We start from the raw sequence: 11,482 nt of genomic DNA, 5'->3' as shown, positions 1-11,482 counted from the left end.
CGACGCCGGCGACCGCCAGTTCGGTCCCCGTTAAAGGCGCGCGGCGACCTCCCGCAACTCGTCCTGAACGCGTCGTGCCCGTTCCCGCGCGGCCGCCAGGTCGGTCACCTGACCGCAGCGAACCTCGATGTAGGACTTGACTTTTGGCTCGGTACCCGAGGGACGCACCACGACGCGTACGGAGACATCGTCGCCGCCGCCGGTCATGATCAACGCGTCGGTGCCGTCCTCAGGCAGCAGGTCGGTGACGGTCACGTGGTATCCGGCGAGGCTCTCGGGCGGCGTCTCGCGCAGGCGGGTCATCACCGCGGCGGTTTCGTGGGCGTTCTCGACGGGTCGCGAGACCGCGGTCGTGGTGTGCACACCGTGGCGGCGGGCCAGGTCGTCGAGCGCGTCGAGCAGCGTGTGCCCGCGGTCGCGCAACGCGACGATCAGATCGCAGATCAGCACCGCGGCGCTGATGCCGTCCTTGTCCCGGACGGCGGAGGGATCGACACAGTGTCCGATCGCCTCTTCGTAGGCGTACACCAGCGTGCAGCCGGACAGGTCGTCGTCGGCTCGTGCCAACCACTTGAAGCCCGTCGGCGTCTCGACGTGCCGCGCGCCGTGTTCGCGCGCGATCGCCGAGAGCATGCGCGACGACACCAGCGTGCTGGCCACCACGGTGGTCTCCATGACCGGCCCCGGTTCGACCTGCGACAGGATGTAATCCCCGAGGAGCCAACCGGTTTCGTCGCCCGAGAGCATGCGCCACCCGTCGGGCGTGGGAACGCCGACCGCGCATCGGTCGGCGTCCGGATCCAGCGCGATGGCGACGTCGGCGTCGACGTCGGCGGCCAATCTCAGCACCGCTTCGACCGCCTCGGGTTCTTCGGGGTTGGCGGTGCTGACCGTGGGGAAGTCGGCGTCGGGCGCGAACTGGTCGTCCACGACGTGCACGTCCTCGAGGCCGGCGCGCACGAACGCGTCGAGCGCGAACTCGCCACCCACGCCGTGTAGTGGGGTGAACGCGATGCGCACCGAACCGTGGGTGTGGCGGATGGTCGCGGCGCGCTCGACATAGCGCTGCACCTCGTCGACGCCGCCGGGCGTGACGGCGGCGCGGGGGATCTCGTCGGCGTGCGGCGCTTCGGCCATCGCCGCCTCGATCTCGCGGTCGGTTGGTGACGCGATCGGGTATCCGCCGCCGAAGAACACCTTGAAGCCGTTGTCGGACGGCGGGTTGTGTGAGGCGGTGATCTGGATGCCCGCCGCCGCGGGACGATGGCGCACCGTGAACGCCAGAACGGGGGTGGGCACGGCCGCGAAGAACAGGGTGACAGGAAAGCCTTGGGCCGCAAGAACTTCGGCGGCGGCCAGCGCGAAGTCGTCGGAACCGTGCCGGGCGTCGCGCCCGACGATGACGTCCTGGCCGGCCAGGCCGCGGTCCTTGAGCACCTTGGCCACCGCCCAGGTGGCCCGCAGCACGACTGCGAGGTTCATCCCGCTCGGTCCGCCGCGCAACGGCCCCCGCAGACCCGCGGTGCCGAATGTCAACGGGTGGGCGAACCGCTGCTCGAGCTCTTCTTCGGAACACTCCGACAACTCGGCGGCGGTCTTGGGATCCGGGTCGTGCGAGATCCACTCCTGCGCGGTACTCGTGGTCGGCGACGCAGTCATGGGCGTAGTGTGCCCAATTTCACGGCGGCATATTCCGGCTTCTCGCGCGCGGTCAGAGGCGCGCGATGACCGCCGCGAGCATGGCTCCCATCCGCATCGCCGACTGACGGCCCGCCTCCAGCACCTCTTCGTGATTCAGCGGTTGCCCGGTCATGCCCGCCGCGAGGTTGGTCACCAGCGACACGCCCAGCACCTCGGCGCCCGCCTCGCGCGCGGCGATGGTTTCGTGCACGGTCGACATGCCGACGAGGTCGGCGCCCAGCGTGCGCAGCATCCGGATCTCGGCGGGCGTCTCGTACTGCGGTCCCGGCAGCCCGGCGTAGACGCCGTCGGAAAGCGTCGGGTCGATCTCCCTTGCCAGCTCGCGCAGCCGCGGTGCGTACGCGTCGACCATGTCCACGAACCGGGGTCCCACCAGCGGCGAACGGCCGGTGAGGTTGAGGTGGTCGCTGATCAGCACCGGCTGGCCGACCGTGAAGTCCTCGCGCAGGCCGCCCGCGGCGTTGGTCAGCACGACCGTGTGCACGCCGCCGACGCATGCGGTGCGCACCGGGTGCACGATGTGGCGCAGGTCGTGGCCCTCGTAGGGATGGATGCGGCCGACGAACACCAGCACCCGGTGATCGGCGATGCGCATCGACATCACCTGGCCGTCGTGGCCTTCCGCGGCCGGCGGTGTGAACCCCGGCAGCTCCGCGACCGGCACCACCGCGACCGGATCGCCCAGTCGTTGCACCGCAGGAGCCCAGCCCGAACCGAGCACCACGGCGACGTCGTGGCGGTCGACGCCGGTGCGCTCGCCGAGGGCGGCCGCGGCTTCGGCGGCCAGTGCCTGCGCATCGGTCACAGTCGGCGAGCTTATCTGTCGGAACCGGCGCCCGGCCCCGATGAGATGGCGCAGTGAGATACTGCCAAGATGCCAGCACTCATCGCGTCGGACGTCGTCGAGGACGCCGTCCACCGGCGCCGTGACGACCTGGTCGAACTCTCGCACTCGATCCACGCCGAGCCCGAGCTCGCGTTTGCCGAACACCGCAGCTGCGCCAAGACGCAAACGCTTGTCGCCGAGTACGGATTCACGGTGACGAAGGCCCCCGCGGGGCTCGAGACCGCGTTTCGCGCCGACTACGGCAGCGGCCCCCTCGTCATCGGCGTCTGCGCCGAGTACGACGCGCTACCCGGCATCGGTCACGCCTGCGGGCACAACATCATCGCGGCCTCGGCCGTCGGCACCGCCCTGGCGTTGGCGGACGTGGCCGATGAACTGGGTTTGACGGTGGTGCTTCTCGGGACCCCGGCCGAGGAGGCGGGTGGCGGTAAGGTGCTGCTGCTGAACGCCGGGACCTTCGACGACATCGCCGCGTCGGTGATGCTGCACCCCGGCCCGCTCGACATCGCCGCCGCGCGCTCGCTCGCGCTGTCGCAGGTCGCGGTCCGGTACACGGGCAGGGAAGCGCACGCCGCCGTGGCTCCCTACCTCGGCCTCAACGCCGTCGACGCGATCACCGTCGCGCAGGTGGCGATCGGGTTGCTGCGCCAGCAGATGGCGCCGGGTCAGATGGCACACGGCATCGTCACCGACGGCGGTCAGGCTACCAACGTCATCCCCGCGCACGCCGAGATGCAGTACACGATGCGGGCCAACGACGCGGCCTCGCTGTGCGAACTCGAACAGCGGATGGCCGACTGCTTCCTGGCCGGTGCGGTGGCCACCGGCTGCAGTCACGAGGTCGCCGAGACCGAACCGAGCTACCACGAACTGACCCCGGACACCTGGCTGGCCGACACCTTCCGCGAGGAGATGCGGCGGGTGGGCCGCGAACCGGTGTCATCCGAGCTGGAGGCGGCGTTGCCGCTGGGCTCCACGGACATGGGCAACGTCACGCAGACGATGCCCGGTATCCATCCGATCGTCGGCATCGACGCGGGCGGCGCCTCGGTGCATCAGCCCGCGTTCGCCGAGGCCGCCGCGGGCCCGAGCGCGGACAAGGCGGTGGTCGAGGGTGCGGTCATGCTGGCCCGCACGGTCGTTCGCCTGGCGCAGACGCCGCAGGAGCGCGACCGGGTGCTGGAGCTGCAGGCGAGGCGGGCGTCATGAGCGTGCTGCCCCACGCCGCCGCGCGGTGGCTCTCGGCCCACTTCGACGACCTCGTCGAGTGGCGCCGCCACATCCACATGCATCCGGAGTTGGGGCGCCAGGAGTTCGCGACCACGCAGTTCGTGGCGTCGCGACTGGCCGATGCGGGCTTGAACCCGAAGGTGCTCCCGGGCGGCACCGGGTTGACGTGTGACTTCGGCCCCGAGCACGGACCGCGGATCGCGCTGCGCGCCGACATGGACGCGCTGCCGATGGCCGACCGGACCGGCGCGGCGTACGCGTCGCTGGTCCCCAACGTCTCGCACGCCTGCGGGCACGACGCGCACACCGCGATCCTGCTGGGCGCCGCGCTGGCGATGGCGTCGGTGCCGGAGCTTCCCGTCGGGGTGCGGCTGATCTTCCAGGCCGCCGAGGAGTTGATGCCGGGCGGCGCGATCGACGCGATTGCCGCGGGCGCGCTGACCGGTGTGTCGCGAATCTTCGCGCTGCACTGCGATCCTCGGCTGGCGGTCGGCAAGGTCGCGATGCGGCCCGGGCCGATCACCTCGGCGGCCGATCAGCTCGAAGTGGCGTTGCATTCGCCGGGCGGGCACACCTCGCGACCGCATCTCACCGGTGACCTGGTGTACGGGCTCGGCACGTTGATCACCGGGGTGCCCGGTGTGCTGTCGCGCCGCATCGATCCGCGTAACAGCACCGTGATGGTGTGGGGTGCGGTGAACGCGGGCGTCGCCGCGAACGCGATCCCGCAGAGCGGAACGCTGGCCGGCACCATCCGCACCGCCAGCCGCGACACCTGGGAGACGCTCGAGTCGATTGTGCGCGAGGTGATCTCGTCGCTGTTGGCGCCGCTGCACATCGAGCACACCGTGCAGTACCGCCGCGGGGTTCCGCCGGTGGTCAACGAGGAGATCTCGACGCGCATCCTCACCCACGCGATCGAGGCGATCGGCCCGGACGTGCTGGCCGACACCCGTCAGTCCGGCGGCGGCGAGGACTTCTCCTGGTATCTGGAGGAGGTGCCAGGCGCCATGGCACGGTTGGGCGTGTGGACGGGCCGCGGGCCCCAGTTGGATTTGCACCAGCCGACTTTCGATCTCGACGAGCGCGCGCTCGCGGTCGGGGTGCGGGTCCTGGTCAACATCATCGACCAGGCCGCCGCTTTTTAGGTTCCGCGGCGGGGAGTCAAGACCCCGGCCCGATGTTGAGCGCGGGGCGGGTGCGCAGATCGTGCACGTACTCCGCTGGCGCGCCCGCGATCTCAGCGGCGTCGGCCATCACACCGAGGTAGCGCGCCGACGGCAGGCCGCCCTCCCACGCGTCGACCACGTACAACCAGGCCAGCACCGGTTCGAAATCGGTGTCCGACGAGATGCGGTGCACCCGGCAGCGGATCTTCTTGTGGAACCCGAGCTCCGAACCTTCCCAACGGTCCAGGTTGGCCTCGTCGTCCTTGGTCATGTCGTAGAGCACCACGAAGACCTTCGACGTCGGATCCTCGACGACGGTCGCGAGCGCACCCTCCCAGCCGATGTCCTCCCCGCCGAACGTCAGGCGCCAGCCGTGCAGCCAGCCCGTTCCTGCCATCGGTGAATGAGGGGCGCGCTGCAACATCTGCTCCGGATGCATGTTCGATCCGTAGGCGGCGTAGAGCGGCACCAGGAAAGACTAAGCGTTAGCGCGCCGCGTGGGCGATCAACCTCCCGCTTCGTTAGGTTGGGGGCGTGGCAACCCGCATCGTGATCATCGGCGGCGGGCCCGCCGGCTATGAGGCCGCACTGGTCGCCGCGACCCGCGGACCCGAGGTTGCCGAGGTCACCGTCGTCGACGCCGACGGCATCGGCGGGGCCTGCGTGCTGTGGGACTGCGTGCCGTCCAAGACCTTCATCGCCTCGACGGGCGTGCGCACCGAGCTGCGCCGCGCCCCCGACCTCGGATACGCGCTGGAGTTCTCCGACGCCGAGATCTCGCTGTCCAAGATCAACGAGCGGGTCAAGACGCTGGCCGCCGCGCAGTCGGCCGACATCGCCGAACGGCTGCGCAACGACGGCGTCACCCTCATCGCAGGCCGCGGCGAACTGGTCGACGACATGCCGGGGATGGCCACCCACACGGTCAAGGTGACCGAGCACGACGGCACCGTCAGCACGCTGAAGGCCGACGTCGTGCTGATCGCCACCGGGGCGAGCCCCCGCGTTCTGCCCGGCGCCGAACCCGACGGCGAACGCATCCTGAACTGGCGCCAGCTCTACGACCTCAAGGAGCTGCCCGAGCATCTGATCGTCGTCGGCTCCGGTGTCACCGGCGCGGAGTTCGTCAACGCCTACACCGAGCTCGGGGTGAAGGTGACCGTCGTGGCCAGCCGCGACCAGATCCTGCCGCACGAGGACTCCGACGCCGCCGGCGTACTCGAGGACGCGCTGAGCGATCGCGGTGTGACCTTGGTCAAGAACGCGCGCGCTCAGTCGGTCAAGCGCAACGGGTCCGGTGTGCTGGTCGCCATGACCGACGGCCGCACCGTCGAGGGCAGCCACGCGTTGATGACGGTCGGTTCGGTGCCCAACACCAGCAATCTGGGCCTGGAACGGGTCGGCATCGAGCTGGGCAAGGGCGACTATCTGAAGGTCGACCGGGTCTCGCGCACCGGCGTGCCGGGCATCTACGCCGCCGGTGACTGCACCGGGCTGATGCTGTTGGCCTCGGTGGCCGCCATGCAGGGCCGCATCGCGATGTACCACGTGCTGGGCGAGGGACTCGAACCGATCCGGTTGCGCACCGTCGCCGCGGCCGTGTTCACCCGGCCCGAGATCGCCGCGGTCGGGGTGCCGCAGTCGAAGATCGACGACGGTTCGGTGGCCGCGCGGACGATCACGCTGCCGCTCAACACCAACGCCCGAGCCAAGATGTCGAGCCTGCGGCGCGGTTTCGTCAAGATCTTCTGTCGACCGGCGACCGGGGTGGTGATCGGCGGCGTCGTGGTCGCGCCGATCGCATCGGAGCTGATCATGCCGATCGCCCTGGCGGTGCAGAACGGCAACGACGTCGAGGACCTGGCGCAGACGTTCTCGGTGTATCCGTCGCTGTCGGGGTCGATCACCGAAGCTGGCCGGCGCCTGATGGCGCACGACGATCTGGACTAGTTCCACGTAGCCTGGGATGCGCGACCGTACCGACGAGTAACTAGGAGCCATTCCCGTGAGTGACCCGATCCCGGCGAACGGGCAGACGCTTCTGGGTCCCCAGCAGCGGGCGGAGGCCTGGGAGCGGCTCGGCAATGAGCAGTTCGACGTCGTGGTGATCGGCGGGGGAGTCGTCGGCGCGGGCGCCGCCCTGGACGCGGCGACGCGAGGGTTGAAGGTTGCGCTGGTCGAGGCGCGGGATTTCGCGTCGGGCACCTCGAGCCGGTCATCGAAGATGTTCCACGGCGGGTTGCGTTACCTCGAGCAGCTGGAGTTCGGCTTGGTGCGCGAAGCGCTGCACGAGCGGGAGCTGTCGCTCACGACGTTGGCACCGCATCTGGTCAAACCGCTGCCGTTCCTGTTCCCGCTGACCAACCGGTGGTGGGAGCGGCCGTACGTGGCAGCCGGCATCTTCCTCTACGACCAGCTGGGCGGCGCGAAATCGGTTCCGGCGCAGAAGCATTTGACCAAATCGGGAGCGCTGCGGCTGGCGCCGGGTCTCAAGCGGTCGTCGCTGATCGGCGGCATCCGGTATTTCGACACCGTGGTCGACGACGCGCGGCACACCATGACGGTGGCCCGCACGGCCGCGCACTACGGCGCCGTGGTGCGGACGTCGACGCAGGTGGTCGCGTTGCTTCGGGAAGGTGACCGGGTCACCGGGGTGGAGGTCCGCGACTCCGAGAACGGCGCGGTCACCGAGGTGCACGGGCACGTCGTCGTGAACGCCACCGGCGTCTGGACCGACGAGATCCAGGCCCTGTCCAAGCAGCGTGGGCGATTTCGGGTGCGCGCTTCCAAGGGTGTGCACATCGTGGTGCCGCGCGACCGGATCGTCAGCGAGGTGGCGATCATCCTGCGCACCGAGAAATCGGTGCTGTTCGTGATCCCGTGGGGGACGCACTGGATCATCGGGACCACCGACACCGACTGGAATCTCGACCTGGCGCATCCGGCGGCCACCAAGGCCGACATCGACTACATCCTCCAGACGGTCAACACGGTGCTGGCGACGCCCCTCACGCACGACGACATCGACGGCGTGTACGCCGGGCTGCGGCCGCTGCTGGCGGGCGAGAGCGAGGAGACCTCGAAGCTGTCGCGCGAGCATGCCGTCGCGGTTCCCGCCCCGGGCCTGGTCGCGATCGCCGGCGGCAAGTACACGACGTACCGGGTGATGGCCGAGGACGCCATCGATGCCGCGGCCGAGTACATCCCGGCGCGGGTCGCACGGTCGATCACCGAGAAGGTCCCGCTGATGGGAGCCGACGGATACTTCGCGCTGATCAACCAGACCGAAAGCGTCGGAAAACATTACGACCTACACCCGTACCGGGTGCGCCACCTGCTGGACCGGTACGGCTCGCTGATCGGCGAGGTGCTGCAGATGGCCAGCGAACAGGCCGCAGTCCGGCCCGACCTTCTCGAGCCGATCACCGAGGCGCCGGTGTATCTGAAGGTCGAGGCGTGGTACGCCGCGGCCGCCGAGGGCGCGTTGCACCTCGAGGACATCCTCGCGCGGCGGATGAGGATCTCGATCGAGTACCCGCACCGCGGGGTGGACTGCGCGCGCGAGGTCGCCGAAGTCGTTGCGCCAGTGCTGGGCTGGAGCGACGAGGACATCGACCGCGAGGTCAAGACGTATCTGGCGCGGGTGGACGCGGAGATCCGTTCGCAGCAGGAACCCGACGACGAATCGGCCGACGCGCTGCGCGCGGCGGCGCCGGAAGCGCGCGCCGAGATCCTCGAACCGGTGCCGCTCAATTGAGGCGGGTGGCGCCGCTACCCGTGCGGGACGGACTGGGACCGGCGCGGGTGCGGTTGCGCGGCGGTGCGGTGCTGGTCGAACTGGCGGACCGGTTCGGTGACGAGGCCGCGGCCAAGGTGCTCGCCGGCGAGGTGGTGACCGCAGACGGCGAGGTCGTCACCGCCGGGACCGTGCTGCCGCCGGGAGCGTTCGTCTACCTGTACCGCGAACTGCGCGAAGAGATTCCGGTGCCGTTCGACATCCCCGTGCTGCACCGCGACGACGACATCGTGATCGTCGACAAACCGCACTTCATCGCGACGATGCCGCGGGGGCGCCACGTCGCGCAGACGGCGTTGGTGCGGCTGCGCCGGGAACTGGACCTGCCGGAGTTGTCGCCCGCGCATCGCCTGGACCGGTTGACCGCCGGCGTGCTGCTGTTCACGACGCGTCGCGACCTGCGCGGGCCCTATCAGATGATGTTCGCCCACGGCGGGGTACACAAGACGTACCTCGCGAGGGCGGGCGTCGATCCGGAGTTGGCGTTTCCCGTCACCCTGCGCAGCCGGATCGTCAAGCGACGCGGACAGTTACAGGCGGTCGAGGAGCCCGGCGAGCCGAACGCCGAGACCGTCGTCGAGCATCGTGGCGACGGGCTGTACCGGTTGACACCGCGAACGGGGCGAACGCATCAGCTGCGGGTGCACATGACCTCGCTGGGTCTGCCGATCGCGAACGACCCGCTGTATCCGGACGTGATCGACGTCGCGCCGGACGACTTCTCGCGTCCGTTGCAGCTTCTGGCGCACCGCCTCGAGTTCACCGATCCGGTCAGCGGGCGTCAGCGCGAGTTCGTCAGCTTGCGCACGTTGTGACTCACCGCCGCTGCTCGACCGGTTCGTTCACCTGCGCCCCCGTCGCGATCACCGCGCGGTTGCGTTCGGCGACCGTGCGCATCGACACCTTGACCAGCCAGCGGTCGTAGGTCATGAACCCGTTGACCTCGTTCTCGACGTCGGTGGTCTGGGTGTAAATGGCGCCGGACAGGCCGCCCTTGCGGATCTCGTCTTCGAGGTCGCGGCTCACCTGGACGTAGCGGTCGGTCAATCGCGCTCGGCTGTCGGTCATCTCGTAGGCCTGCGGTTTGCCGGGCCAGCGGTTGCCCTCGGGAACCAACCCGAGCCCGCCGTACTCGCCGTCGACGACGACGCGGTGCTCGAGCGGGATAGGACGGTTGCCGAGCATCGTGCGCTCGTCGTGCGGGGTCGCGGGGTTGTCGTGCAGAACCGGGCGCCCGGGACCGACGTAGGTGTGGTCGTCGTACACATCGCCGGCCCTGCTGTCGGGCCTCGACTTGCAGCAGTTCACCCCGCTGTTGGCATTCACCATCCGGGTCGGATCGGCCGCCTTGGCCACACCCGCGATCCTCGCGGTGTCGAACTCACCCCACCCCTCGTTGAACGGAACCCAGCCGACGATCGAAGTGACGCTTCGCAACTGGTCGATCATCTCGACGAGCTCACGCTCGAAGTTGGCCTTCGCCGCGGGCGAAGGTTCGGGCGCCGGGCCGACCGGAATGTCGAGCGAGACGTCGAGCGACGGCATGTCCTGCCACACCATCAGCCCGAGCTTGTCCGTCCAGTAGTACCAGCGCGCCGGTTCGACCTTCGCGTGCTTGCGGACGAAGTTCATGCCGAGTGCCTTGGTTCGTTCGAGGTCGAACCTCAGGGCGTCGTCGGTGGGCGCGGTGTAGATCCCGTCGGGCCAGTAGCCCTGGTCGAGCGGGCCGTGCAGGAATGTGATCTTGTCGTTCAACGCGATTCGCGGCCGGCCCTGGGGATCTCTGACCGTGGTGATCGTGCGCAGGCCGCCGTAGCTGGCGACCTCGTCGACGACCTTGCCCTCCGGCGTGACCAACCGCACCGTGAGGTCGTAGAGGTACGGATCGTCCGGCGTCCACAGCCGCGGGTCCGGTACCGGCACGCGTACGGGCTTGCCCGGTTCACCGGAACTGCGGGCCAACGTCGGACCGTCGGGCGCCGACACGATCACCTCGGCGCGTTCCTTCGTCGTTCCGGTGGAGCGCGTCGTGACGGTGAAACCCTTCAGATCCGCCGTGATGTCGAGTTTGTCGACGTGTGCGGCCCGCACCGGTTCCATCCACACCGTCTGCCAGATCCCGGAGGCGCCGGTGTAGAAGAGGCCCTCGGGATCGTTGCGCTGTTTGCCGACGGGGAACGGTGCGGCCTCGTTGCGATCCTCGGCGCGTACGACGATCTCCTGGGTGCCGGTCCAGCGCAGCGCGTCGGTGATGTCGGCGCTGAACGAGGTGAACCCACCCTCGTGGCGGGCGACGCGCTTGTTGTTGACCCACACGGTTGCGGTCTGGTCGACCGCGCCGAAATGCAGGAGTACGCGCTGGCCGCGCCAGGTGCCGGGCAGCTGAAAACTCTTGCGGTACCACATCTGATCGTCGTGACGCTGAACTCCCGAAAGCGCCGACTCCGTGGGGTAAGGCACCAGGATCTTCTCGTCGTACGCGGCGGTGGACGGGGGAGTCGCCAGGGCGGTTGCCTGCGATCGCCCGGTGTAGGCCCACACCCCGTTGAGGTTCAGCCAGCGCGCCCGCACCATCTGCGGGCGGGGATACTCCGGGAGGGCGTTGTTGGGGCCAACCAGATGGGACCACGGTGTCGACAGCGGCGGGCTCTTGCGCTGCCACGCTTCGGCCGCGTTCGCCGGCGCCGCGAAGACCGCGAACGCCGCCGCCATGGCGAGGGGTAGGGCCGTCATCCGGCT

Annotated in this window: 9 protein-coding genes; 5 read left to right on the top strand and 4 right to left on the bottom strand. The window is 69.5% G+C overall.

The genetic code is table 11. The annotated features are described in order from the left end of the window. Window positions 1-30: 30 nt before the first annotated feature. Entirely contained in the window at window positions 31-1,659 is a 1,629-nt protein-coding gene (locus A5698_RS09160; RefSeq protein WP_068295722.1) for a phospho-sugar mutase, read from the bottom strand. A gap of 52 nt (window positions 1,660-1,711) precedes the next feature. After that, window positions 1,712-2,506, bottom strand: a complete 795-nt coding sequence (locus tag A5698_RS09155; RefSeq protein WP_068295720.1) for a purine-nucleoside phosphorylase — start codon at window positions 2,504-2,506, stop codon at window positions 1,712-1,714. Between the two features lie 69 nt (window positions 2,507-2,575). Between A5698_RS09155 and A5698_RS09150 the strand changes: the two genes are divergently transcribed. Both A5698_RS09150 and A5698_RS09145 read left to right on the top strand, forming a co-directional pair. Next, window positions 2,576-3,757 (top strand): M20 family metallopeptidase, encoded by a 1,182-nt coding sequence (locus A5698_RS09150; protein ID WP_068295718.1) that lies wholly within the window; start codon window positions 2,576-2,578, stop codon window positions 3,755-3,757. Beyond that, window positions 3,754-4,926 carry an amidohydrolase gene (locus tag A5698_RS09145; RefSeq protein ID WP_068295716.1) on the top strand — a complete coding sequence of 391 codons (1,173 nt, stop codon included), beginning with the start codon at window positions 3,754-3,756 and terminating at the stop codon, window positions 4,924-4,926. Before A5698_RS09150 ends, A5698_RS09145 begins: the two co-directional genes overlap by 4 nt. A gap of 16 nt (window positions 4,927-4,942) precedes the next feature. Here the strand turns inward: A5698_RS09145 and A5698_RS09140 are convergent, their stop codons facing one another. Then, on the bottom strand, window positions 4,943-5,416 hold the full coding sequence (locus A5698_RS09140) for a gamma-glutamylcyclotransferase family protein (protein WP_068295714.1): 474 nt from the start codon (window positions 5,414-5,416) through the stop codon (window positions 4,943-4,945). A 65-nt stretch (window positions 5,417-5,481) separates the two neighbouring features. Here A5698_RS09140 and A5698_RS09135 point away from each other — a divergent pair, with 65 nt between their 5' ends. From A5698_RS09135 to A5698_RS09125, 3 genes are read left to right on the top strand one after another with little or no spacing between them, the layout of a single operon-like run. Further along, entirely contained in the window at window positions 5,482-6,897 is a 1,416-nt protein-coding gene (locus A5698_RS09135) for an NAD(P)H-quinone dehydrogenase (protein WP_068295712.1), read from the top strand. 55 nt (window positions 6,898-6,952) lie between these two features. Beyond that, complete coding sequence (locus tag A5698_RS09130; protein ID WP_068295710.1) at window positions 6,953-8,704, top strand: glycerol-3-phosphate dehydrogenase/oxidase; 1,752 nt, start codon at window positions 6,953-6,955, stop codon at window positions 8,702-8,704. Further along, window positions 8,701-9,558 (top strand): pseudouridine synthase, encoded by an 858-nt coding sequence (locus A5698_RS09125; RefSeq protein ID WP_068295708.1) that lies wholly within the window; start codon window positions 8,701-8,703, stop codon window positions 9,556-9,558. Before A5698_RS09130 ends, A5698_RS09125 begins: the two co-directional genes overlap by 4 nt. A gap of 1 nt (window position 9,559) precedes the next feature. Here A5698_RS09125 and A5698_RS09120 read toward each other — a convergent pair whose 3' ends face one another. Continuing rightward, window positions 9,560-11,476, bottom strand: coding sequence for a glycoside hydrolase family 2 protein (locus A5698_RS09120; protein WP_231967354.1), 1,917 nt, complete (start codon window positions 11,474-11,476; stop codon window positions 9,560-9,562). Window positions 11,477-11,482: the final 6 nt, after the last annotated feature.

The organism is Mycobacterium sp. E136, assembly GCF_001666865.1.
Taxonomy (GTDB): domain Bacteria; phylum Actinomycetota; class Actinomycetes; order Mycobacteriales; family Mycobacteriaceae; genus Mycobacterium.
This window is presented reverse-complemented; position numbering and strand designations above follow the sequence as displayed.